This window comes from Pseudomonas sp. TMW22090 (assembly GCF_022496665.1).
GTDB classification, from domain to species: Bacteria; Pseudomonadota; Gammaproteobacteria; order Pseudomonadales; family Pseudomonadaceae; genus Aquipseudomonas; species Aquipseudomonas gregormendelii.
Genome location: NZ_SCFH01000003.1, coordinates 40,641 through 64,389 on the forward strand (window position 1 = coordinate 40,641; position 23,749 = coordinate 64,389).

Here is a 23,749-nt window from a genome sequence, read left to right on the forward strand (position 1 = left end):
GCTACGCCCCGCGTCCCGCTTCGTTTTTAAGGCCTCTTGCATGTCCGATCCTCGCTATCAGGTCGACGTCAGCGTCGTCACCCGCTATCTGGCAGAACAATCGCAACCCGAGCACGAACGCTTTGCCTTCGCCTACACCATCACCGTGCAGAACAATGGCCAGCTACCGGCCAAGCTGTTGTCGCGGCACTGGGTGATCACCGATGGCGACGGGCATGTCGAGGAGGTTCGCGGTGCGGGCGTCGTCGGCCAGCAGCCGCTAATCGATCCTGGCAAGAGCCACACCTACAGCAGCGGTACGGTCATGACCTCCAAGGTCGGTACCATGCAGGGCACCTACGAAATGATTGCCGACGACGGCAAGCACTTCGACGCCGTCATAGCGCCGTTCCGCCTGGCGGTGCCCGGAGCCCTGCACTGATGGCAACGTACGCCGTCGGAGACCTCCAAGGCTGCCTTGACGCACTGCAATGCCTGCTCAAAAAAGTTGCCTTCGACCCGATTCATGACCGTCTATGGCTGGTCGGCGATCTGGTCAACCGTGGCCCGCAGTCGCTGCAAACCCTGCGCTTCCTCTACGGCATGCGCGAGTCACTGGTGTGCGTACTGGGCAACCACGACCTGCATTTGCTGGCAGCCGGGAGGAACATCGAGCGCCTGAAAAAAGGCGACACCCTGCGTGAAATCATCGATGCGCCCGATTGCGCAGACCTGCTGGACTGGTTACGCCAGCAAAAGCTCATGCATTACGACGAACAGCGCAACATGGCGCTGGTGCATGCGGGTATCCCGCCACAATGGTCGCTGCGCAAAGCCTTGAAATGTGCCGCCGAAGTCGAGACCGCCTTGCGCGACGACAACCTGTTGCCACCCTTTCTCGACGGCATGTACGGCAATGAACCAGCGAAATGGGATAGCGAACTCAAAGGCGTCACGCGCCTGCGAGTGATCACCAACTATTTCACCCGCATGCGTTTCTGCACGGCCGAAGGCAAGCTTGACCTCAAGAGCAAGGAAGGCCTGGACTCGGCACCACCGGGCTACAAGCCCTGGTTCCAGCACAAAGAACGCAAGACCAAAGGTTTGAAGATCATCTTCGGCCATTGGGCAGCGCTGGAGGGCAAAGTTCTGGAGCCGGGCATCTCGGCCCTCGACACAGGCTGCGTCTGGGGCGGCGCCCTGACTCTGATGAACGTCGACACCGGCGAGCGCCTGTCCTGCAAATGCGACGCGCACGGCCATGTCGCCGCTGCGCCCATCACTCCCACACTCACCGCATCATCGTCAGTCAGCATTCAGCGCTAGGCTGCGCTTTCAGCCGAGCCACAGGAGCCCGCCATGAGCGAATTCAAACGTATCCCCCCAGAGCAGGCACAAGCCCTGCGCGAACAAGGCGCTGTAGTGGTCGACGTCCGCGACCCCGCTACTTTTGCCGCGCTGCACATCGCAGGTTCCAGGCACCTGGATAATCACTCCCTGCACGCTTTCATCCAGGGCGCCGACCTCGATGCACCGACGGTCGTTGTGTGTTACCACGGCAATTCCAGCCAAGGCGCGGCCGCTTATCTGATCAGCCAGGGCTTCTCAGATGTCTACAGCATGGATGGCGGTTTTGAGCTGTGGCGTACGACTTATCCTGCGGAAACCGCGCAAGGCACCTCGGAATAATTTTTTTGTAACGTGTAAGCCCCAGCCACTGTGGGCTAGCGCCGTGGCAGACGAACGGTCTGCCACAACTAATTACGTATCTCGCCTTTACCTCCCGAATTCCCAACTATCCTTAAGCCCAGGCCATCCAAAACAGGGGAGAGCCGGTACACCGGCGCGCGGGTCATCGGGAGTAGCTTTCGGAGTCGTCAGCTCTGAAAGAGTTCTGGGGGGTAAACAGCGACCGCCTGTTCGGTTGCTGCCAGCATCGACTGAGTGATCCGGCGTCGGCTCCACGTATCGAGCGAGGTGACGTCATGAGTATCTTTAGCCACTTCCAACAACGCTTCGAGTCCACACGCCAGGAAGAACTCTCGCTGCAAGAGTATCTTGAGCTGTGCAAACAGGACCGCAGTGCCTACGTTTCCGCCGCCGAGCGTCTTTTGCTGGCCATCGGAGAACCGGAACTGCTGGACACCTCGACCAACTCGAGGCTGTCGCGAATCTTTTCCAACAAGGTGATCCGTCGCTACCCGGCCTTTGAAGACTTCCACGGGATGGAAGAATGCATCGACCAGATCGTGTCGTATTTCCGCCATGCCGCTCAGGGCCTGGAAGAGAAGAAACAGATTCTTTACTTGCTCGGCCCCGTCGGTGGCGGTAAATCGTCCCTGGCCGAGAAGCTCAAACAGCTGATCGAAAAAGTGCCCTTCTACGCGATCAAGGGCTCGCCGGTCTTCGAGTCACCCCTGGGTCTGTTCAACGCTACAGAAGATGGCGCGATCCTCGAGGAAGACTTTGGTATTCCACGGCGCTACCTCAATACCATCATGTCGCCATGGGCCACCAAGCGCCTGGCTGAATTTGGTGGCGACATCAGCCAGTTCCGTGTAGTGAAACTCTACCCGTCGATCCTCAACCAGATCGCCGTGGCCAAGACCGAACCTGGGGACGAGAACAACCAGGACATCTCGGCACTGGTGGGCAAGGTCGATATCCGTAAACTGGAAGAATTCCCGCAGAACGACGCCGACGCCTACAGCTACTCGGGGGCCCTGTGCCGGGCCAACCAGGGCCTGATGGAATTCGTCGAAATGTTCAAGGCGCCGATCAAGGTGCTGCACCCATTGCTGACCGCCACCCAGGAAGGTAACTACAACAGTACCGAAGGCCTGGGCGCGATTCCGTTTACCGGGATCCTGCTCGCCCACTCCAACGAATCGGAATGGCACACCTTCCGCAACAACAAGAACAACGAAGCCTTCATCGACCGGATCTACATCGTCAAGGTGCCTTACTGCCTGCGCGTCAGCGACGAAGTGAAAATCTACGACAAGCTGCTGTTCAATAGCTCGCTGGCCAAAGCCCACTGCGCACCTGACACCCTGAAAATGCTCGCCCAGTTCACGGTGCTCTCGCGCCTCAAAGAGCCGGAAAACTCGAACATCTACTCGAAGATGCGGGTGTACGACGGCGAAAACCTCAAGGACACCGATCCGAAGGCCAAGTCGATCCAGGAATATCGTGACAATGCAGGCGTCGATGAAGGGATGAACGGCCTCTCGACCCGCTTCGCGTTCAAGATCCTGTCCAAGGTCTTCAACTTCGACCCGCACGAGATCGCCGCCAACCCGGTGCATCTGCTCTATGTGCTGGAACAACAGATCGAGCAGGAACAGTTCCAGGCCGAAACACGCGAACGTTATCTGCGGTTCCTCAAGGAATACCTGGCCCCGCGTTACATCGAATTCATCGGCAAGGAGATCCAGACCGCCTACCTCGAGTCCTACAGCGAGTATGGGCAGAACATCTTCGATCGTTATGTGCTGTATGCGGATTTCTGGATCCAGGATCAGGAGTATCGCGACCCGGAAACCGGCGAGATCCTCAACCGTGTAGCGCTGAACGAAGAGTTGGAGAAAATCGAAAAACCGGCAGGCATCAGCAATCCGAAGGATTTCCGCAACGAAATCGTCAACTTTGTCCTGCGTGCCCGTGCCAATAACAACGGCAAGAATCCGACCTGGCTCAGCTACGAAAAACTGCGGGTGGTCATCGAGAAGAAAATGTTCTCCAACACCGAAGACCTGCTGCCAGTCATCAGTTTTAATGCCAAGGCCAGCAAAGAGGACCAGCAGAAACACAACGACTTCGTTACACGAATGGTCGAGCGTGGATACACCGACAAACAGGTACGGCTGCTATCCGAGTGGTATCTGCGGGTGAGAAAGTCCCAGTAAGGGAGCTGCAGGCGGCAAACGACGAACCCTCCACAGATACGCGGTGTTTGCGTATTTGTGGCCATATGTCGCGCGCCGCTTGTTTCTGAAGCTTCTGTCTTGCAGCTTGAAGCTTATGACTCGAAGCTCCCCGGAGGGCCTATGAGCTATGTGATCGACCGACGTCTCAATGGCAAGAACAAGAGCACGGTGAACCGCCAGCGGTTTTTACGGCGCTACCGTGACCACATCAAGAAAGCCGTCGAAGAGGCGGTGAGCCGGCGTTCCATTACCGATATGGAACACGGCGAGCAGATCAGCATCCCTGGTCGCGATATCGATGAGCCAGTGCTTCACCACGGCCGTGGTGGCAAGCAGACCGTCGTGCACCCGGGCAACAAGGAGTTCACCAGCGGCGAGCACATTGCCCGTCCACCGGGTGGTGGCGGCGGTAGAGGGCCCGGCAAGGCCGGCAACTCCGGTGAGGGCATGGACGAATTCGTCTTCCAGATCACTCAGGAAGAATTCCTCGAATTCATGTTCGAGGACCTGGAGCTGCCCAACCTGGTCAAGCGCAACCTGACCGGTACCGACACCTTCAAGACCGTCCGCGCGGGCATCAGCAACGAAGGCAATCCGTCGCGGATCAACATCATCCGCACCCTGCGCTCGGCCCATGCACGGCGTATTGCCCTGTCTGGCAGCAGCCGGGCCAAATTGCGCGAAGCCAAGGAAGAGTTACTGCGGCTGAAGCGGGATGAACCGGACAACTTCGGCGATATTCAGGAAATAGAGGCAGAAATCGAAAAACTCAGTGCGCGCATCCATCGCGTGCCCTTCCTGGACACTTTCGACCTCAAGTACAACTTGCTGATCAAGCAGCCCAACCCCAGTTCGAAGGCGGTCATGTTCTGCCTGATGGACGTTTCAGGCTCCATGACCCAGGCGACCAAGGACATCGCCAAACGCTTTTTCATCTTGTTGTATCTGTTCCTGAAACGTAACTACGACAAGATCGACGTAGTGTTCATTCGCCACCACACCAGCGCACGGGAAGTGGACGAAGAAGAGTTTTTCTATTCTCGCGAAACCGGCGGCACCATCGTTTCCAGCGCCCTGAAGCTCATGCAGGAGATCATGCAGGAACGGTATCCGAGCAATGAGTGGAACATCTATGCGGCACAGGCCTCCGACGGGGACAACTGGAACGACGATTCACCGATCTGCCGCGACATCCTGATCAATCAGATCATGCCGTTCGTGCAGTACTACACTTATGTCGAGATTACCCCTCGGGAGCACCAGGCCCTGTGGTTCGAATACGAACGCATTGCCGAGGCCTTCTCTGACACTTTTGCCCAGCAGCAACTGGTCTCGGCCGGAGATATCTATCCGGTTTTCCGTGAACTCTTCCAGCGCAGGTTAGTGACATGACCGCCAAAGAGCAGAAGCGCCAACCCATTTCCACCGGCTCCGAGTGGACGTTCGAGCTGATCCAGGCCTATGACCGCGAAATCAGTCGTATCGCCGCTCGCTACGCACTCGATACCTATCCCAACCAGATAGAAGTGATCACCGCCGAACAGATGATGGATGCGTATGCATCAGTGGGCATGCCGCTGGGCTATCACCATTGGTCCTACGGCAAGCACTTCCTCAGCACCGAGAAATCCTACAGCCGCGGCCAGATGGGGCTGGCCTACGAGATCGTGATCAACTCCGACCCGTGCATCGCGTACCTGATGGAAGAAAACACCATCTGCATGCAGGCACTCGTGGTAGCGCATGCCTGCTATGGCCACAACAGCTTCTTCAAGGGCAACTACCTGTTCCGCACCTGGACCGACGCCAGTTCGATCATCGATTACCTGGTGTTTGCCAAGCAGTACATCATGCAGTGCGAAGAGCGGCATGGCATTGACGCGGTCGAGGACCTGCTGGATTCCTGCCATGCGCTGATGAACTACGGGGTCGACCGCTACAAGCGCCCCTACCCTATTTCAGCCGAGGAAGAACGCCGCCGTCAGAAGGATCGCGAAGAGCATCTGCAGAAGCAGATCAACGACCTGTGGCGCACCATTCCCAAAGGCGCGGACAAGTACAGCGAGAAGGATAATGCGCGCTTCCCCGCCGAACCTCAGGAAAACATCCTGTACTTCATCGAAAAACATGCACCGTTGCTGGAGCCCTGGCAGCGCGAGATCGTGCGCATCGTGCGCAAGATCGCCCAGTATTTTTACCCGCAACGCCAGACCCAGGTCATGAACGAAGGCTGGGCTACGTTCTGGCATTACACGCTGATGAACGATCTTTACGATGAAGGCCTCGTCACTGATGGTTTCATGATGGAGTTCCTGACTTCTCACACCAGCGTGGTCATGCAACCGGGATTCGACAGCCCGTACTACAGTGGCATCAATCCTTACGCCCTGGGCTTTGCGATGTACCGCGACATCCGCCGCATGTGCGAAAGCCCCACCGAGGAGGACTACCGCTGGTTTCCAGACATTGCCGGTACGGACTGGCTTTCGAGCATCAAATTCGCCATGAGCAGCTTCAAGGACGAGAGTTTCATCCTGCAGTACCTGTCACCCAAAGTGATACGTGACCTGAAGTTGTTCAGCATTCTCGACGATGATCAGAAGGACGATCTGCTGGTCCCGGCCATTCACGACGAAGGCGGTTACCGCACCATCCGGGAGACCCTGGCGGCGCAGTACAACCTCGGCAATCGTGAACCCAACGTGCAGATCTACAGCATCGATCGGCGCGGTGACCGCTCCCTGACCCTGCGCCATCAGCAGCACGATCGCAAACCGCTGGGCGAGTCGACCGACGAGGTTCTCAAACATCTTCACAGGCTGTGGGGCTTCGATATTCATCTGGAAACCCTGCAAGGGGACCAGGTGATGAAAACCCAACATGTGCCTCCCAAAGGCGAACACGCTGAAGGTGATTACGGCCGGCTGGACCTGGCTGTCATTCATCTTTGAATCCGTTTGTGCCTCCGGTGGTTCGACGCAAAGGTTATTCTGTCGAGCTAACGGAGGTTTTTTATGCAGATTTATAAAGTCGGCGGTGCAGTGCGCGATCGCCTGCTGGGTATTCCGGTCACCGATATCGATTGGGTAGTGGTAGGCGCCACCACCGAAGAAATGCTCGCCAAGGGTTTCCGGCCCGTGGGCGCAGACTTTCCGGTGTTCCTGCATCCCAAAAGCGGCGAAGAATATGCCCTCGCCCGCACCGAGCGCAAAAGCGGGCGCGGCTACGGTGGCTTCACCTTCCATGCCAGCCCTGAAGTCACCCTCGAAGAAGACCTGATCCGCCGCGACCTGACGATCAACGCCATGGCCGAGGACGATCAGCAGAATCTGACCGACCCCTACCACGGCCAGCAGGACCTGGAAGACCGCCTTCTGCGCCATGTTTCACCTGCGTTCGCCGAAGATCCGCTCAGGGTACTGCGCGTTGCCCGCTTTGCAGCTCGCTACGCCGGGCTCGGGTTTACGGTGGCTCCGCAAACGCTGGAATTGATGCGCCAGCTCGCGGATTCCGGTGAGTTGCAGGCGTTGACGGCTGAGCGCAGCTGGAAGGAAATCTCCAGGGCACTGATGGAAGACCAGCCGCAAATATTTATCGAGGTGTTGCGCGAATGTGGCGCGCTCAAGGTGTTGATGCCTGAAGTCGACGCCCTGTTCGGGGTACCGCAACCGGAAGCCCATCACCCGGAAATCGACACCGGGGTGCATACCTTGAGCGTGTTGCAGCAGTGTGCCCTGCACAAGCTCCCCCTGGCCGTGCGCTGGGCCTGCCTGCTGCACGATCTGGGCAAAGGGCTGACCCCCACGGAAGAATGGCCGCGTCATATCGCCCACGAGCACACGGGGCTGAAGCTGATCAAGGCGGTCAACGAACGCTTCAAGGCACCGAAGGACTGTCAGGAACTGGCGTTGCTGGTGGGCCAATACCATACCCATGGCCACCGCGCGCTGGAGCTGAAGCCCTCGACCTTGCTGGAGCTGTTGCAGAGTTTCGATGTGTACCGCCGGCCACAGCGGTTCGAGGAGTTTATTGCGGCGTGCGAGATGGATGCGCGCGGGCGCAAGGGGCTGGAGCAGCGAAGTTATCCGCAGGCGGACTACCTGCGCGGGGCGGCAGCGGCAGCCCGCGGTGTGGCGGTTCAGCCGCTGCTGGAGCAGGGATTCAAAGGGCCTGAGCTGGGAGAAGCGATCAAGCGTGAGCGGCTCAAGGCTTTGAAGGCTTACAAAGAGACTGCGTCGATCTGATTGACGTCATCGCGGGCAAGCCCGCTCCCACAGGAATTGCAGCGTACCTGTGGGAGCGGGCTTGCCCGCGATGGCGCCATAACTGTCACAACAAATCTGAAGGCGTCAGTTGCTCTCCGCGCCACTCAAACGCCACCGGGGCCAATACCTGATCAATCTGAGCTTCACTCCACAAGGTCGCAAAGCTTTTGCCTACACCCGGATGTACCCGGTCCGGGGCAATCAGCGACAACGGCCACAATACAAAGGCATTTTTAAGGATTTCTGCCCTCGGCAGCACCAGGCCATCGAAGTTGCCCACCAGCTCACCGAACAGCAACACGTCGATATCCAGGGGCAAACCTCGTCGATCTGGAGCATAACGACCATTATCCGCCTCGATGAACTTGAGCCGACGGTCCAGCTCGATTAACGGCAGATCAGTCCAGGCCGATACCACGAAATTGAAAAACGGCCCGCTCTTGATGCCCACCGGCTGGCTTTCGAATACCGCCGAGCAGCGTATATCCACCAGAAAACCCGCAAGGGCTTCCAGGCCCGCCTGCAGATGGGCTTCGCGCTCGATATTGCTACCGAGCCCGAGATAAACCTGGGTCAGCGACATCCGCGCTCGATCTCCACACCCACACCCCCGGTCGCCGCCGGGACAGCACCTGGCTTGGTCAGTTTGAGCCGCACCCAGGTGATCTCGAATTCGCTCATCAGGACTTCCACAAGACGCTCGGCAAAAGTCTCGACCAGTTGGTACTGCGCCTGCTCGGCAAAAGCCTGGATGCGCGCTGAAACGCTGGCGTAATCGAGTGCCAGGGTCAGGTCGTCTCCCGCAGCAGCCGGGCGGTTATCCCAGGCAAAACTCAGATCCAGGCGCAAGCACTGCCGGATGCCTCGCTCCCAGTCGTAGGCACCAATGACGGTGTCGACTTCCAGGCCCTCGATAAACACTCTGTCCAAGCACTTTTCTCCGCTGCACGACAAGGGCGCAATGCGCCGTTAGAATCAGGGCGTCCTCGCCCGGAATAGTTAGCATGTTTTGGTTACTGGCGACTCTCGCCTACCTGCTCGGCTCGCTGTCCTTTGCCATCTTGCTCAGCCGCCTGACCGGCAACCCCGATCCGCGAATGAGTGGCTCGGGCAATGCCGGCGCCACCAACATGTTGCGTCTGGCCGGCAAGAAACTGGCGGTCCTGACCTTGATCGGAGACCTCTGCAAAGGCCTGGTGCCCGTGCTCATCGCGGGCGTCGCCGGCCTTTCACTGCAGGAGCAAGCCTGGATCGGCGTCTGCGCCGTGATCGGCCATCTGTTCCCGTTGTACTTCCGGTTTCGCGGCGGCAAGGGTGTCGCCACCGCTGCCGGGATGCTGCTGGGGCTTTACCCCCCAGCGGCATTACTGGCCGTTTGCGCCTGGCTGCTGACGTTCTACCTGACCCGCACCAGCTCGCTGGCCGCGTTGATTGCCACCCCTCTGACCCTGCCACTGCTGGCGTGGCAAGAGCCCGCTGCCCTGCTACCGATGAGCGCGCTTACCGGCCTGATCGTCTGGCGTCACCGTGGCAATCTACGCGACCTGTTTGCCGGGCGCGAACGGCATTTCTAATCCAGCCGTTGAGCGCCGTGCATCGCAGGCGGCTCAAAGCGCCGACAACTGTTCCATCGGCCAGCGGGCCTGCACACTGATCGCCAGGCTTTCATGCTGGCCAGCCTGCAAACGCTGACAACCGGCAAACGCGATCATCGCACCGTTGTCAGTGCAGAATTCCGGACGCGCATAAAACACATCGCCTTGCATTTCGCCGAGCATTTTTTCCAGCGAGGTGCGCAGTGCCTTGTTGGCGCTGACACCCCCAGCGATCACCAGGCGCTTCATGCCGGCCTGTTTCAGGGCCCGCTTGCACTTGATGGTCAAAGTCTCCACCACGGCTTGCTGGAACGCCAGCGAGATGTCGCAACGGGCTTGATCACCGTCGTCCCCGGCGCTCACGCACTGCTGCCAGGTGTTCAACGCGAAGGTTTTCAAGCCGCTGAAGCTGAAGGCCAGGCCCGGGCGGTCGCACATTGGCCGCGGAAAGGTGAAACGTCCGGCGACGCCCTGCTCGGCCAGACGCGAAATTTCAGGGCCACCCGGATAATTGAGCCCCATCATCTTCGCGGTCTTGTCGAAAGCTTCACCGGCAGCATCGTCGAGGGTCTCGCCCAAGAGGGTGTATTGGCCGATCCCGTCGACCTGGACCAGCTGCGTATGACCGCCCGACACCAACAAAGCGACGAACGGGAATTGCGGCGGTTGCGACTCCAGCATGGGCGCCAGCAAGTGACCTTCCATGTGATGTACGCCGAGCGCCGGAATACCCCAGGCAAAGGCCAGCGCCTGGGCACAAGACGCCCCCACCAGCAACGCGCCGACAAGCCCGGGACCTGCGGTGTAGGCGATCGCATCGATCTCGGTAGGCACGCAGTCGGCCTCGGCCAGCACCTGGCGAATCAAGGGCAGCATGCGCTTGACGTGGTCACGCGAGGCCAGCTCCGGGACCACACCGCCATAGGCGCGATGCAGGTCTATCTGGCTGAACAGCGCGTCGGCGAGCAGACCGCGCTCACTGTCGTATAATGCGACACCTGTTTCGTCGCAAGAAGTCTCTAATCCCAGTACTAGCATGGGTTTGCGCCTTGTTTAGGCTGAATTCGAAGGCGCGCATAATAGTCGCCACGCGATGCCCCGACCAGCGGTTTTCGATCAGAGGCTTTGCATTCCGAGCGATGAGGGGTTAACATCCGCAACCCTTAAAAACCGACGTCTTCAAGTGCTCTTTTGCCACGAGGATGTTGACCCCGGTAATGAATGAAGGTAGCTCTGGATGCCAGCCGTCAAAGTAAAAGAGAACGAACCCTTCGACGTAGCTCTGCGTCGTTTCAAGCGCTCCTGCGAAAAAGCCGGTGTACTGGCTGAAGTTCGTAGCCGCGAATTCTACGAGAAGCCTACTTCTGAGCGTAAACGTAAAGCAGCAGCCGCTGTTAAGCGTCACGCCAAGAAAGTACAGCGCGAACAGCGCCGCGCCGTTCGTCTGTACTAATACACAGACGTTCGTAGCAAGCTTCTGCCAAGCCCGGCCCTCAGCCGGGCTTATGGCATTTGCGGAAAACGCTTGATGCTTCACCGTCAAAGCCGCAGACGCGACCTAGACAAAATCCGCTTCACAGCGTCAGACCTGGCTCTTTTGCCAGCGGTGCACGTCTTTTCTGACGAGCCTTCCAAGGCTACTGACGAGCACACCCACTGATTCCTCTCACGACGATCAGCCCAAGGCACCCTCTTGCGTGCCAGCTTATGAGCTATCCGAGGCCACCGACTGGCGGTAGCGGATTTCAGCGCAATATTTTCAAATGATCGAATACTGATGGGTACTAACGTCAGTTGATTTTCGACAGATACACTTCCCTACGGCGATTACGCAAACGACAGGTTCGAGCCGCCTTAACACGCGCCTCAAGCAACGGTCCGCGCTCGCTCGCCGCAGGTTTTGGATCCATTCAGCGCAGACGACGAGAACGCCATGGCCGGGCTAATTCCCCAGAGCTTCATTGACGACCTTCTGAACCGCACCGACATCGTCGATGTGGTGAGCTCGCGCCTGCAAATGAAAAAAGCCGGCAAGAACTACACTGCCTGCTGCCCGTTCCACAAAGAAAAAACCCCGTCTTTCAGTGTCAGCCCCGACAAGCAATTCTACTATTGCTTCGGCTGCGGTGCTGGCGGTAACGCCCTCGGCTTCATGATGGACCACGACAACCTGGATTTCGTCCAGGCCGTCGAAGAGCTCGCCAAAGCCGCAGGCATGGAAATCCCCAGGGAAGAAAGTGGCCGGCCGCACAAACCGCGACAGCCCACCGACTCCCCGCTATATCCCCTGCTGACTGCCGCCGCCGAATTTTATCGTCAGGCGCTCAAGAGCCATCCGTCGCGCAAGGCCGCCGTGGATTACCTGAAGGGGCGCGGCCTGACCGGCGAAATAGCCCGGGACTTTGGCCTTGGTTTCGCTCCGCCTGGCTGGGACAACCTGTTCAAGCATTTGAGCAGCGACACCTTGCAGCAGAAAGCCATGGTCGATGCCGGCCTGCTGATCGAGAACGCCGAAACCGGCAAACGCTATGACCGCTTCCGCGATCGCGTAATGTTCCCGATCCGCGACAGCCGTGGCCGCATTATTGCCTTTGGCGGCAGGGTGCTGGGCGACGACAAGCCCAAATACCTGAACTCGCCGGAAACCCCGGTGTTTCACAAAGGCCAGGAACTCTACGGCCTCTACGAAGCACGCAAGAACAACCGCAATCTCGATGAAATCATCGTGGTTGAAGGCTACATGGACGTCATCGCCCTGGCGCAGCAAGGCCTGCGCAACGCCGTGGCAACGCTGGGCACAGCCACCAGCGAAGAACACTTGAAGCGACTGTTTCGCGTCGTGCCCAACGTGCTGTTCTGCTTTGACGGCGATCAGGCCGGCCGCAATGCCGCCTGGCGCGCGCTCGAAGCGACGCTGCCGTGCCTGCAGGACGGGCGGCGTGCGCGGTTCCTGTTCCTGCCCGAAGGCGAGGACCCGGATACCTTGGTCCGCTCGGAGGGCACCGATGCCTTCCGCGCAAGGATCAACCAGCACGCACAACCGCTGGCCGACTATTTTTTCCAGCAGTTGACTGAAGAATCGGACCCGCGCTCGCTCGAAGGCAAGGCCCACATGGCCACGCTGGCCGCACCGCTGATCGACAAGGTGCCCGGCGCCAACCTGCGCATCCTGATGCGCCAGCGCCTGAGTGAAATCACCGGACTGACTGGCGAAGCCGTCAGCCAGCTGGTGCAAAGCGCTCCACAAGATGCGCCGCCGGCCTACGATCCAGGCATCGACTATGACGCCATGCCCGACTACAGCGACTACCATCAGCCGCAATCACCCGACATGTACACGCCGCAGCAGGAGTGGACGCCGAAGAAACCCGGCGCCGGCGGCAAGAAGTGGGACAAGAAGCCCTGGGACAAGAACGGCAAGCGTGGCGGTGATCGCGATCAGCAGAGCGCACCACGCACGCCGATCGCTGTCGAAGCCCCTACACTGATTGCACTGCGCACGCTGATTCATCATCCGCAGCTGGCCGGCAAGGTGGAAACCGCCGACCATTTCGCCAATGAAAGCAATACCTACGCACAACTGCTGGTCGCCCTTATCGAGGCGGTGCAGAAAAATCCTAAGCTAAACTCTATCCAGTTGATGGCCCGCTGGCACGGCACCGAACAGGGTCGCCTGCTCAAGGCTTTGGCGGAAAAGGAGTGGCTGATTGACGGCGACAACCTTGAACAACAGTTTTTAGACACCATTACTAGGTTATCAGCAGGTCAACACACAGACAGCCTGGAAGTTCTGATCAGGAAAGCAAGGCAGCCAGGATTGACTGCCGAGGAAGCAAATCAGATCGCAAATCAGATGCGCGACCTATTAAAACGTAATGTGGCTGTATCAAACCCGACCTCAACTGGCGCGTGAGGTCATAGCTCAGGTATAATCCTCGGCTTGTTTTTTGCCCGCCAAGACCTTCAGTGGATAGGGTGTTATGTCCGGAAAAGCGCAACAGCAGTCTCGTATCAAAGAGTTGATCACACTTGGTCGTGAGCAGGGCTACCTGACTTACGCGGAGGTCAACGACCACCTGCCGGAGGATATTTCAGATCCGGAACAGGTGGAAGACATCATCCGCATGATCAACGACATGGGGATCAACGTATTCGAGGTTGCGCCAGATAAGGATTCCCTTATGCTGGCCGACGCCGATACCGACGAAGCTGCGGCCGAAGAGGCAGCAGCAGCGTTGGCAGCGGTCGAGACCGACATTGGTCGCACCACCGACCCAGTGCGCATGTACATGCGTGAAATGGGTACGGTAGAGCTCCTCACTCGTGAAGGCGAAATTGAAATCGCCAAGCGTATTGAAGAGGGCATCCGCGAAGTGATGGGCGCAATCGCGCACTTCCCTGGCACGGTTGACCATATTCTCTCCGAGTACACTCGCGTCACCACCGAAGGTGGCCGCCTGTCCGACGTCCTGAGCGGTTATATCGACCCGGACGACGGTATTGCGCCGCCTGCTGCAGAAGTGCCGCCGCCAGTCGATCCGAAAGCCGTGAAAGCGGATGACGACACCGATGACGACGACGCCGAAGCAACTGACGACGAAGAAGAAGCCGAAAGCGGTCCGGATCCGGTCATCGCAGCACAGCGTTTTGGCGCTGTCTCCGACCAGATGGAAGTCACCCGCAAGGCCCTGAAAAAGCACGGTCGTGGCAACAAGCTGGCGATTGCCGAGCTGGTGCTTCTGGCTGAGCTGTTCATGCCGATCAAACTGGTGCCGAAGCAATTCGAAGGCCTGGTCGAGCGTGTTCGCAGTGCCCTGGATCGTCTGCGTCAGCAAGAGCGGGCGATCATGCAACTGTGCGTTCGTGATGCCCGCATGCCGCGTGCCGACTTCCTGCGCCAGTTCCCAGGCAATGAAGTTGACGAAAGCTGGACCGATGCACTGGCCAAAGGCAAAAGCAAATACGCTGAAGCCATTGGTCGCCTGCAGCCGGACATCATTCGTTGCCAGCAGAAGCTGATCGCGCTGCAAACCGAAACCGGTTTGACGATTGCCGAAATCAAGGACATCAACCGTCGCATGTCGATCGGTGAGGCCAAGGCCCGCCGCGCGAAGAAAGAGATGGTTGAAGCGAACTTGCGTCTGGTGATCTCCATCGCCAAGAAGTACACCAACCGTGGCCTGCAATTCCTTGATCTGATCCAGGAAGGCAACATCGGCTTGATGAAGGCGGTGGACAAGTTCGAATACCGTCGCGGCTACAAATTCTCGACTTATGCCACCTGGTGGATCCGTCAGGCGATCACTCGCTCGATCGCCGACCAGGCCCGCACCATCCGTATTCCGGTGCACATGATCGAGACGATCAACAAGCTCAACCGTATTTCCCGGCAGATGTTGCAGGAAATGGGTCGCGAACCGACCCCGGAAGAGCTGGGCGAACGCATGGAAATGCCTGAGGACAAGATCCGCAAGGTATTGAAGATCGCTAAAGAGCCGATCTCCATGGAAACCCCGATCGGTGATGACGAAGACTCCCACCTGGGTGACTTCATCGAAGACTCGACCATGCAGTCGCCAATCGATGTAGCTACTGTTGAGAGCCTTAAAGAAGCGACTCGCGAAGTACTATCCGGCCTCACTGCCCGTGAAGCCAAGGTACTGCGCATGCGCTTCGGTATCGACATGAATACCGACCACACCCTCGAGGAGGTTGGTAAGCAGTTCGACGTAACCCGTGAACGGATTCGTCAGATCGAAGCCAAGGCGCTGCGCAAGCTGCGCCACCCGACGAGAAGCGAGCATCTGCGCTCCTTCCTCGACGAGTGATCACAAAACCCCCGGCCCAGGCCGGGGGTTTTGCTTTATGCAGATTAAATCCCCCGCACTTCCCTCCCGCCGAATTGCCCGTCTACACTCGAAACATTCCCCCGAGCCATAACGAGAGCGTTATGCCCAGACTGCCGACCGTGCTTTTTTTACTGTCGCTGATCACCTGGACCACAACGGCTGGCGCTCTGACTCTAACCGACGAAGAACGTAGCTGGCTGGACGCCCATCCGCACCTGCGCCTGGGTGTCGATGCGTCCTGGCCACCTTTCGAGTTTCGGGACGACCAGGGCCGCTACCAGGGTCTTGCCGCAGACTATATCGACGTGATTCGGCAACGCCTGTCGGTCGACCTCAAACCGGTCGAGCCCGTCAGCTGGACGGTGGTCCTGGAGCAGGTCAGGCAAGGCAAGCTGGATCTGCTGCCGGGCATCATGTCGACCCCGGAACGCCAATCTTATTTATCCTTCACGCGCCCTTACCTGGACTTTCCGATCGTCATCCTCGCCCACGTGGGGGGCGCCCAGCCGCGCAAAATCGCGGACTTGTACGGGCTGAAAATCGCCGTGGTGGACAACTACGCCCCCCATGAACTGCTGCGCACCCATCATCCCGACCTGAACCTGGTGGCCATGCCCAACGTCAGCTCGGCGCTGCAAGCGCTGGCGACGGATGAAGTGGACGCCGTGGTCGGCGATCTCGCCTCCAGCGTCTGGAGCCTGCGCCAATTGAAGCTCGACGGCCTGTATGTGAGCGGCGAGACGCCCTACCGCTATCAACTGGCCATGGCCGTGCCCAAGGACAACAAAATACTGGTTGGCATCCTGGACAAGGTCCTGGCGGACATGAGCCCGGCTGAAATCAGCGCCATTCAGGAGCATTGGGTCGGCAATGTGCTGGACCACCGTACATTCTGGTCCGACCTGCTGGTTTACGGCCTGCCGGGATTATTGCTGCTGATCACCGTGCTGGCGGTCGTCATCAGGATCAATCGCCGACTGAGCTCGGAAATTTCCCGCCGGGTCGATCTCGAACAGGAATTGCGCAGCAGCGAGTATCACTACCGCGGCCTGGTCGAGAGCCTTTCGGCCATTGCCTGGGAAGCGCGGATCAGCGACTTCACCTACAGCTACGTGTCGCCGCATGCCGAAGAACTGCTCGGCTACCCGCTCTCACACTGGCTGATCCCGGGGTTCTGGCGCAACATCATTCACCCTGCAGACCTGACCCGAGCCCAAACCTTCTGCGACCACGAAGTCCTGGCCGGGCGTGATCACACGGTCGATTACCGCGTGATCACCGCCGACGGTCGCTGCCTGTGGGTACGCGACATCGTCAGCCTGATCGAGCATGGGCACGAGCCGGTGCTGCGCGGCCTGATGATCGACATCAGCGACGCCAAACGCACCGAAGAAGCGCTACGCCTGTCCGAGCAGAAGTTCGCCTCGGTCTTCCAGCAGTGCCCTGACATTCTGGTGATTGCGCGGTTGTCCGATGGCTGCCTGCTGGAGGTCAACGAAGCGTTTGAGGAGCAGATCGGCCTCAGCGCCGAGGAAGTCATCGGCCAAACCGCCACTGACCTGAACATCTGGGGCATCCCCGGCGTCGGGCCGGGCCTGCTGCAGCGCTTGCAGGCAGGCAGCATCCGCAATCTCGAGATGCCCTTTCGCCGCAACAACGGCCAAGTGTTCACCGGCCTGATCTCCGCCGAACCCTTCGACCTGGATGCCACCCCGGCGCTGGTCGTTGTCGTTCGTGACATCAGCCAGCTCAAGGAGACCCAACAGCAGCTGCAAATCTCCGAGGAGAAATTCGCCAAGGCATTCCACGCTTCCCCGGACGGCTTGTTGCTGTCGCGCCAAAGCGATGGCCTGTTGATGGAGGTCAACGATGGCTTCAGCCGCATCACCGGCTTCAACAGTGCGATGTCGGTCGATCGCTCCTCCCTGGAACTGGGCATCTGGGTCAACCTCAACGAGCGCAAGCAGATGCTCGACCTGCTCAACCGCGATGGTTTTGTTCGCGACTTCAGTTGCCACATCCGCCGCAGCGATGGGCAGATTCGCCTTTGCGAAGTGTCCAGCCGGCCGCTGCCGATCGGCAATGAAGATTGCATGTTGACCATCGCCCGGGACATTACCGAACGCCACCTGATGCAGGAGAAGCTGCAACAGGCCGCTACCGTGTTCGAGAGCACCGCCGAGGGCGTGTTGATCACCGACACCCAGCAGCACATCAGCGCGGTTAATCGCGCGTTCACCGAAATCACCGGTTACAGCGAAAGCGAAGCACTGGGTCACACCCCTCGCCTGCTCGCATCAGGTCTGCATGACAGCGCGTTTTATGCCGCCATGTGGCATCAACTGACCGCCGAAGGCCATTGGCAAGGGGAGATTTCCAACCGCCGTAAAAATGGAGAGCTGTACCCCAGCTGGCTGACCATCAGTGCAGTGCGCAACCGCGATCGATTCATTACCCATTTTGTTGCCGTGTTCGCTGACATTTCCAGCCTCAAGCACGCCCAGGCCAAGCTCGACTACCAGGCGCACCACGACCCACTGACCGGCCTGCCAAACCGCACATTGTTCGAAAGCCGGCTGCTGACTGCGCTGAACAACCAGCAGGAAAACGGCGGCCAGGGCGCAGTACTGTTCCTCGACCTGGACCGCTTTAAACACATCAACGACAGCCTCGGCCATCCGGTCGGCGACCTGCTGCTCAAGGGCATTGCCGTGCGCCTCAAAGAGCAGCTGCGGGACATCGACACCGTGGCACGACTCGGCGGCGATGAATTCATCATTTTGCTTCCAGGCCTTCAACAACCCAGCGATGCCGACTACATCGCCAACAAGTTGCTCAATTGCTTCTCGGCGCCGTTCCAGGCCGGTGAACATGAGTTCTTCATCAGCGCCAGCATTGGCACCAGCCTCTATCCCCGTGACGGCAGTGACGTGGCCACGCTGGTCAAGAATGCCGACGCCGCGATGTACCGCTCCAAGGCCAAGGGCCGCAACCGCGTCGAAAGCTACACCCGCGACCTGACCGCCCAGGCCAGTGAGCGGGTAGCGCTGGAACACGAGTTGCGCCGCGCCATCGAGCGCAATGAACTACACCTGCACTACCAGCCGAAGATCAGCCTCGACGACCATCGCCTGGTCGGCGCCGAAGCACTGATCCGCTGGCACCACCCGACTTTCGGTGATGTGCCACCAGAGAACTTCATTGCCCTGGCCGAAGAAAACGGCATGATCCTGCAAATCGGCGACTGGGTACTGGAAACCGCCTGCCGCCAGATGTTCGAGTGGAATCAGCTCTACCAAAGCATGGGCCCGCTGTCGGTAAACCTGGCAGGCGCCCAGCTGCGCCAGCCCAACCTGCTCGGGCGCATCGAACAACTGCTCAAGGACAACCGCCTCAGACCGGATCTACTGCAACTGGAAATTACCGAAAACTTCATCATGAGCCAGGCGGAAGAAGCGCTGGCAGTGCTGCACCAGCTCAAAAACCTGGGCGTGCAACTAGCAATCGATGACTTCGGTACAGGCTATTCATCCCTGAGCTACCTCAAGCGGCTCCCGCTGGACATCCTCAAAATCGACCAGTCTTTCGTCCGCGGCCTGCCGGACGACCCGCACGACGTGGCCATCGTTCGCGCAATCATCGCCCTGGGCCGCAGCATGCAATTCACCGTGATCGCCGAAGGCGTCGAGACCCAGGCCCAGCAACAATTCCTCGCTGCCGAAGGCTGCGACCAGATCCAGGGTTACATCGTCAGCCTGCCCCTGCCACCCGACGAATTCGCCGCGACATTTCTTCGTACAACAGTTTCAAGCTTTTCGGATAGCACAGCCGAGAAACCATCGTTATAATCCGCGACCTACTGAGGGCCTATAGCTCAGTTGGTTAGAGCAGAGGACTCATAATCCTTTGGTCCACGGTTCAAGTCCGTGTGGGCCCACCAAACAAAAAAAGCCGCGCTTTGCGCGGCTTTTGCGTTTTTCTCTTCCAGGCTTGATTCCAGTCAGAACCTCACCGCACACTTCAGTGTGGTGGTGCGGCCAGAACCAATGGAATACCCCGCACCACCCCCAACCGCTCCAGCGTCGCCGCAGGCAACACCACCTCATACGTATCCCCCGGGCGGCCCCACTGCTCCACGATAGCCATGCCATCCACCAACACGCTTGCTAACCCGGAAATCGTTTCGGCCCGTTCTTCTACGATTTTCTGAGTCCGGACCCACAAGTCGTCTGTTATCACCTTGAGCTGCGCCGCTACCTGGTCGGATGACACTGGATGGGTATCAGGGCAGGCGATATTGCGCAGCAGATGCTGAAGCTCTTTGACTTTTGCGTAGTCCTGCTCAGCGCCCTGCGCGCCCTTGAGAATGCTTACGGCTTGCGCCTTGTCGACCCGCCTGGCAATCGAATGAGTTGAAGACAAGGTCTGCCCCATGGCCCCAGCCAGAAGGACCATCAGCCTGGCCTCCAGATGCGTTTTCATCGCCTCCATGGAGGCAATCGGGCGCGACAGGGTGATCGAAGCACCGCCTTGGTGGCGCAAGTCCATGGTCACGGACAAGGTCACTCCACCTGTTGCAAACCCCAACGCTCGGGCCACCACGTAGTGCCCCATTTCGTGATGCGCAATCTGCAGTGCGCGTTCCCGGATGACCGGGGGCAACTTGCTGGTCATTTTTATCGCCTCGCATCCATGGACAGTGCATTCGACTACGAGCGACAGCAGCTGTCCATCCAGCAGGCCGGATTGGGTGGCCAGGGAGGCGCCCAAAGTGGGCACGCCGAGCCGGATCGGCAGGTGCATGCGAATGACCAGCGGGCCGGTGTGCTGCACCGTCTTCACCGGGACAGTGTTGAGCCTGGATGAAACATCCGCGATGTGTGGCGGGCCTGTAACATGCAGCCCCAATGATCCATGCCGCTGGAGACGCCCCTTGTCCGACATTCGCCCGCCTGTCCTTGACGAAATCGACCGCCAATTGATCGCCGCGCTGCAGATCAACGCCCGCGAAAGCGTGGCCATGCTCGCCAGGCAACTGGGCATTGCCCGCACTACAGTGACTTCAAGGCTGGCACGGCTGGAGAAGGCCAAGGTCATCACCGGCTATGGCGTGCGTCTGGGCCAGCGTGTGGTTGACGGCGGACTTCAGGCGTATGTGGGGATCACCGTGCAACCGCGTTCAGGCAAGGAAGTGCTGCGCCGTCTCAGTGCGATGGCGCAGGTCCAGCAACTGTGTGCGGTCAGTGGTGAATTTGATTATGTGGCCTGGTTGCGGACGGATTCGCCGGAGCAGCTGGATCAGTTGCTGGATCAGATCGGCAGTGTGGATGGGGTGGAGAAAACCACGACTTCAATCATTTTGAGCAGCAAGATTGATCGCGGGCAGCCGGTATGAGTTTTAGAAGTGCGGCGATCCTGCTGGCCTCATCGCGGGCAAGCCTTGCTCCCACAGATGGTCGATATGAAGCTTTAGGTCGTCATAGTGATCTATAAACTATCAAAACGACGACACATTGCGTCTTATTAACGTATTCAGCGCTCTCTAGAATGGCTGCATCTTTTCCTATACTCAGATGCGCATTCCGCGTCGGGTCGCCAGCAAGGTCAGCCATGAACAAGAACAATCGCCATCCTGCAGACGGTAAGAAACCAGTCACCATCTTTGGCCCGGATTTCCCGTTTGCCTTTGACGACTGGATCGAACATCCGGCCGGCCTGGGCAGCATTCCTGAACACAATCACGGTGCTGAGGTAGCGATCGTCGGTGCGGGCATCGCCGGCCTGGTGGCGGCCTATGAGCTGATGAAGCTGGGCCTCAAGCCCGTTGTCTATGAAGCCTCGAAAATGGGCGGGCGTTTGCGCTCCCAGGCGTTCAACGGCGCTGACGGCATCGTCGCCGAGCTGGGCGGCATGCGTTTTCCCGTGTCGTCCACGGCGTTCTACCACTATGTCGACAAGCTCGGCCTGCAGACCAAACCGTTCCCGAACCCGCTGACCCCGGCGTCAGGCAGCACGGTGATCGATCTGGAAGGCAAAACCCATTACGCGCAGAAACTCGCGGACCTTCCTGCACTGTTCCAGGAAGTGGCTGACGCCTGGGCGGATGCGCTGGAAGCCGGCTCGCAGTTTTCCGATATCCAGCAAGCCATCCGCGACCGCGACGTACCGCGCCTCAAGGAGCTGTGGAATACCCTGGTGCCACTGTGGGATGACCGCACCTTCTACGACTTCGTCGCCACTTCCAAGGCGTTCGCCAAACTGTCGTTCCACCACCGGGAAGTGTTTGGCCAGGTCGGCTTCGGGACAGGCGGCTGGGATTCGGACTTCCCCAACTCGATGCTGGAAATCTTCCGCGTGGTCATGACCAACTGCGACGACCACCAGCACCTGGTGGTGGGCGGCGTGGAACAGGTACCGCTGGGCATCTGGCGCCATGTGCCGGAACGCTGCGTGCACTGGCCCCAGGGCACCAGCCTCAGCTCACTGCACAGCGGCGCTCCGCGTTCGGGGGTGAAAAAGATTGCCCACGCGCCGAACGGGCGTTTCACCGTCACCGACAATTATGGCGACTCCCGCGAGTACGCAGCGGTGCTGACCACCTGCCAGAGCTGGCTGCTGACCACCCAGATCGAGTGCGACGAAAGCCTGTTCTCGCAGAAAATGTGGATGGCCCTGGACCGCACCCGCTACATGCAATCCTCGAAAACCTTTGTGATGGTCGACCGGCCATTCTGGAAGGACAAGGACCCGCAGACCGGTCGCGACCTGATGAGCATGACGCTCACCGATCGACTGACCCGCGGCACCTACCTGTTCGACAACGGCCAGTATGAAAATGGCGTCGACAAGCCTGGGGTGATTTGCCTCTCGTACTCATGGATGAGCGATGCCCTGAAGATGCTCCCGCACCCGGTGGAGAAGCGCGTGAAGCTGGCGCTGGACTCCCTGAAGAAGATCTACCCGAAAGTCGACATTGCCGCGCGCATCATTGGCGACCCGATTACCGTGTCCTGGGAAGCCGACCCGCATTTCCTCGGCGCATTCAAAGGCGCCCTGCCCGGTCACTACCGCTACAACCAGCGCATGTATGCCCATTTCATGCAGGACGACATGCCCCCTGAGCAGCGCGGAATCTTCATCGCCGGTGATGACGTGTCGTGGACGCCGGCGTGGGTCGAAGGGGCAGTGCAGACCTCGCTCAATGCGGTGTGGGGCATCATGAAACACTTCGGCGGTGAAACTCACGCCGAGAACCCGGGTCCAGGAGATGTGTTCAACGAGATCGGTCCGATCGCCCTGCCCGAGTAAAAGGAGTTCAAATGCGCGTAGCTCTATACCAATGCCCGCCACTGCCACTGGATGTCGCCGGCAACCTGCAGCGTCTGCATCAACTGGCACTGGAGGCCAAGGGTGCAGATTTGCTGGTACTGCCGGAGATGTTCCTGACCGGCTACAACATTGGCATTGATGCCGTCAGCGTACTGGCCGAAGTGCACAATGGTGAATCGGCGCAGCAAATCGCGCGCATCGCTAAAACCGCCGGCATTGCCATCCTGTATGGCTATCCCGAGCGCACCGAGGACGGGCAGATCTACAACTCGGTGCAATTGATCGATGCCCACGGCGAGCGCCTGTGCAACTACCGCAAGACGCACCTGTTCGGCGACCTCGATCACTCGATGTTCAATGCCGGCGGCAACGACTTCCCGGTGGTGGAGCTCAACGGCTGGAAGCTCGGCTTTCTGATCTGCTACGACCTGGAGTTCCCGGAAAATGCTCGCCGCCTGGCCCTGGCAGGTGCCGAGTTGATCCTGGTACCGACGGCGAACATGATTCCTTACGACTTCATCGCCGACGTCACGGTCCGCTCACGGGCCTACGAGAACCAGTGCTACGTGGCCTATGCCAATTACTGCGGGGCAGAAGGCGACATCCATTACTGCGGCCAGAGCAGCATTGCTGCGCCGGATGGTAGCCGCGTGGCCCAGGCCGGTCTGGATGAAGCCTTGATCGTCGGCGAGCTGGATCGCCAGTTGATGCTCCAATCCCGGGCGGCCAATCGATACCTGATCGATCGTCGTCCCGAGCTTTATGGCGACCTGAACAAGCGCTGATCCACCGTTATCCGCTAG

Annotated in this window: 19 protein-coding genes and 1 tRNA gene; 16 read left to right on the forward strand and 4 right to left on the reverse strand. The window is 59.1% G+C overall.

Annotated elements, in window-relative coordinates; translation table 11 throughout:
• Window positions 1-40 precede the first annotated feature (40 nt).
• From apaG to EQV97_RS09480, 7 genes are all read left to right on the forward strand, one after another.
• Window positions 41-421 carry a Co2+/Mg2+ efflux protein ApaG gene (gene apaG / locus EQV97_RS09450; RefSeq protein ID WP_045059968.1) on the forward strand — a complete coding sequence of 127 codons (381 nt, stop codon included), beginning with the start codon at window positions 41-43 and terminating at the stop codon, window positions 419-421.
• Window positions 421-1,305 (forward strand): symmetrical bis(5'-nucleosyl)-tetraphosphatase, encoded by an 885-nt coding sequence (locus tag EQV97_RS09455; RefSeq protein WP_225570212.1) that lies wholly within the window; start codon window positions 421-423, stop codon window positions 1,303-1,305. Before apaG ends, EQV97_RS09455 begins: the two co-directional genes overlap by 1 nt.
• 33 nt (window positions 1,306-1,338) lie before the next feature.
• Complete coding sequence (glpE, locus tag EQV97_RS09460) at window positions 1,339-1,668, forward strand: thiosulfate sulfurtransferase GlpE (protein ID WP_060541633.1); 330 nt, start codon at window positions 1,339-1,341, stop codon at window positions 1,666-1,668.
• A 296-nt stretch (window positions 1,669-1,964) separates the two neighbouring features.
• Window positions 1,965-3,887, forward strand: a complete 1,923-nt coding sequence (locus EQV97_RS09465; RefSeq protein WP_045059965.1) for a PrkA family serine protein kinase — start codon at window positions 1,965-1,967, stop codon at window positions 3,885-3,887.
• Between the two features lie 141 nt (window positions 3,888-4,028).
• Window positions 4,029-5,300 carry a YeaH/YhbH family protein gene (locus EQV97_RS09470; RefSeq protein ID WP_045059964.1) on the forward strand — a complete coding sequence of 424 codons (1,272 nt, stop codon included), beginning with the start codon at window positions 4,029-4,031 and terminating at the stop codon, window positions 5,298-5,300.
• On the forward strand, window positions 5,297-6,859 hold the full coding sequence (locus tag EQV97_RS09475; RefSeq protein ID WP_225570214.1) for a SpoVR family protein: 1,563 nt from the start codon (window positions 5,297-5,299) through the stop codon (window positions 6,857-6,859). Before EQV97_RS09470 ends, EQV97_RS09475 begins: the two co-directional genes overlap by 4 nt.
• 63 nt (window positions 6,860-6,922) lie before the next feature.
• The gene (locus EQV97_RS09480; RefSeq protein ID WP_240888866.1) at window positions 6,923-8,152 is read left to right on the forward strand and encodes a multifunctional CCA addition/repair protein; all 1,230 of its coding nucleotides are present in this window, start codon (window positions 6,923-6,925) and stop codon (window positions 8,150-8,152) included.
• Window positions 8,153-8,237: 85 nt separating this feature from the next.
• Here the strand turns inward: EQV97_RS09480 and folK are convergent, their stop codons facing one another.
• The gene (gene folK, locus EQV97_RS09485; protein WP_122841251.1) at window positions 8,238-8,756 is read right to left on the reverse strand and encodes a 2-amino-4-hydroxy-6-hydroxymethyldihydropteridine diphosphokinase; all 519 of its coding nucleotides are present in this window, start codon (window positions 8,754-8,756) and stop codon (window positions 8,238-8,240) included.
• Window positions 8,747-9,103: a dihydroneopterin aldolase gene (gene folB, locus EQV97_RS09490; protein ID WP_045059960.1), complete on the reverse strand. Its 357-nt coding sequence runs from the start codon at window positions 9,101-9,103 to the stop codon at window positions 8,747-8,749. Before folB ends, folK begins: the two co-directional genes overlap by 10 nt.
• 74 nt (window positions 9,104-9,177) lie before the next feature.
• Here folB and plsY point away from each other — a divergent pair, with 74 nt between their 5' ends.
• Entirely contained in the window at window positions 9,178-9,747 is a 570-nt protein-coding gene (plsY, locus tag EQV97_RS09495) for a glycerol-3-phosphate 1-O-acyltransferase PlsY (RefSeq protein ID WP_045059959.1), read from the forward strand.
• A 33-nt stretch (window positions 9,748-9,780) separates the two neighbouring features.
• Here plsY and tsaD read toward each other — a convergent pair whose 3' ends face one another.
• Complete coding sequence (gene tsaD, locus EQV97_RS09500) at window positions 9,781-10,806, reverse strand: tRNA (adenosine(37)-N6)-threonylcarbamoyltransferase complex transferase subunit TsaD (RefSeq protein WP_045059958.1); 1,026 nt, start codon at window positions 10,804-10,806, stop codon at window positions 9,781-9,783.
• 199 nt (window positions 10,807-11,005) lie between these two features.
• Between tsaD and rpsU the strand changes: the two genes are divergently transcribed.
• From rpsU to EQV97_RS09525, 5 genes are all read left to right on the forward strand, one after another.
• The gene (rpsU, locus tag EQV97_RS09505; RefSeq protein WP_002551877.1) at window positions 11,006-11,221 is read left to right on the forward strand and encodes a 30S ribosomal protein S21; all 216 of its coding nucleotides are present in this window, start codon (window positions 11,006-11,008) and stop codon (window positions 11,219-11,221) included.
• Between the two features lie 480 nt (window positions 11,222-11,701).
• A complete protein-coding gene (dnaG, locus tag EQV97_RS09510) occupies window positions 11,702-13,681 on the forward strand; it encodes a DNA primase (RefSeq protein WP_122841250.1) in 1,980 nt (659 codons plus the stop codon).
• A 67-nt stretch (window positions 13,682-13,748) separates the two neighbouring features.
• Window positions 13,749-15,596, forward strand: a complete 1,848-nt coding sequence (gene rpoD / locus EQV97_RS09515; RefSeq protein ID WP_045059956.1) for an RNA polymerase sigma factor RpoD — start codon at window positions 13,749-13,751, stop codon at window positions 15,594-15,596.
• Window positions 15,597-15,718: 122 nt separating this feature from the next.
• Window positions 15,719-19,465 carry a bifunctional diguanylate cyclase/phosphodiesterase gene (locus EQV97_RS09520; protein WP_122841249.1) on the forward strand — a complete coding sequence of 1,249 codons (3,747 nt, stop codon included), beginning with the start codon at window positions 15,719-15,721 and terminating at the stop codon, window positions 19,463-19,465.
• A gap of 15 nt (window positions 19,466-19,480) precedes the next feature.
• A tRNA-Ile gene (locus tag EQV97_RS09525) sits at window positions 19,481-19,557 on the forward strand.
• 80 nt (window positions 19,558-19,637) lie between these two features.
• Here EQV97_RS09525 and EQV97_RS09530 read toward each other — a convergent pair.
• Window positions 19,638-20,291 (reverse strand): peptidase M41, encoded by a 654-nt coding sequence (locus tag EQV97_RS09530; RefSeq protein ID WP_240889002.1) that lies wholly within the window; start codon window positions 20,289-20,291, stop codon window positions 19,638-19,640.
• Between the two features lie 259 nt (window positions 20,292-20,550).
• Between EQV97_RS09530 and EQV97_RS09535 the strand changes: the two genes are divergently transcribed.
• The 3 genes from EQV97_RS09535 (at window position 20,551) to EQV97_RS09545 (ending at window position 23,731) form a co-directional block, all read left to right on the forward strand.
• A complete protein-coding gene (locus tag EQV97_RS09535) occupies window positions 20,551-21,012 on the forward strand; it encodes an Lrp/AsnC family transcriptional regulator (RefSeq protein WP_122841248.1) in 462 nt (153 codons plus the stop codon).
• 215 nt (window positions 21,013-21,227) lie between these two features.
• Window positions 21,228-22,925, forward strand: a complete 1,698-nt coding sequence (locus EQV97_RS09540; RefSeq protein ID WP_122841247.1) for an NAD(P)/FAD-dependent oxidoreductase — start codon at window positions 21,228-21,230, stop codon at window positions 22,923-22,925.
• Window positions 22,926-22,936: 11 nt separating this feature from the next.
• Entirely contained in the window at window positions 22,937-23,731 is a 795-nt protein-coding gene (locus EQV97_RS09545; protein WP_045059952.1) for a carbon-nitrogen hydrolase family protein, read from the forward strand.
• Window positions 23,732-23,749: the final 18 nt, after the last annotated feature.

Coding starts and splice junctions, on each gene's coding strand:
- apaG (WP_045059968.1), top strand. CDS start 41: ATGTCCGATCCTCGCTATCAGGTCGACGTCAGCGTCGTCACCCGCTAT.
- EQV97_RS09455 (WP_225570212.1), top strand. CDS start 421: ATGGCAACGTACGCCGTCGGAGACCTCCAAGGCTGCCTTGACGCACTG.
- glpE (WP_060541633.1), top strand. CDS start 1,339: ATGAGCGAATTCAAACGTATCCCCCCAGAGCAGGCACAAGCCCTGCGC.
- EQV97_RS09465 (WP_045059965.1), top strand. CDS start 1,965: ATGAGTATCTTTAGCCACTTCCAACAACGCTTCGAGTCCACACGCCAG.
- EQV97_RS09470 (WP_045059964.1), top strand. CDS start 4,029: ATGAGCTATGTGATCGACCGACGTCTCAATGGCAAGAACAAGAGCACG.
- EQV97_RS09475 (WP_225570214.1), top strand. CDS start 5,297: ATGACCGCCAAAGAGCAGAAGCGCCAACCCATTTCCACCGGCTCCGAG.
- EQV97_RS09480 (WP_240888866.1), top strand. CDS start 6,923: ATGCAGATTTATAAAGTCGGCGGTGCAGTGCGCGATCGCCTGCTGGGT.
- folK (WP_122841251.1), bottom strand. CDS start 8,756: ATGTCGCTGACCCAGGTTTATCTCGGGCTCGGTAGCAATATCGAGCGC.
- plsY (WP_045059959.1), top strand. CDS start 9,178: ATGTTTTGGTTACTGGCGACTCTCGCCTACCTGCTCGGCTCGCTGTCC.
- tsaD (WP_045059958.1), bottom strand. CDS start 10,806: ATGCTAGTACTGGGATTAGAGACTTCTTGCGACGAAACAGGTGTCGCA.
- rpsU (WP_002551877.1), top strand. CDS start 11,006: ATGCCAGCCGTCAAAGTAAAAGAGAACGAACCCTTCGACGTAGCTCTG.
- dnaG (WP_122841250.1), top strand. CDS start 11,702: ATGGCCGGGCTAATTCCCCAGAGCTTCATTGACGACCTTCTGAACCGC.
- rpoD (WP_045059956.1), top strand. CDS start 13,749: ATGTCCGGAAAAGCGCAACAGCAGTCTCGTATCAAAGAGTTGATCACA.
- EQV97_RS09520 (WP_122841249.1), top strand. CDS start 15,719: ATGCCCAGACTGCCGACCGTGCTTTTTTTACTGTCGCTGATCACCTGG.
- EQV97_RS09530 (WP_240889002.1), bottom strand. CDS start 20,291: ATGACCAGCAAGTTGCCCCCGGTCATCCGGGAACGCGCACTGCAGATT.
- EQV97_RS09540 (WP_122841247.1), top strand. CDS start 21,228: ATGAACAAGAACAATCGCCATCCTGCAGACGGTAAGAAACCAGTCACC.
- EQV97_RS09545 (WP_045059952.1), top strand. CDS start 22,937: ATGCGCGTAGCTCTATACCAATGCCCGCCACTGCCACTGGATGTCGCC.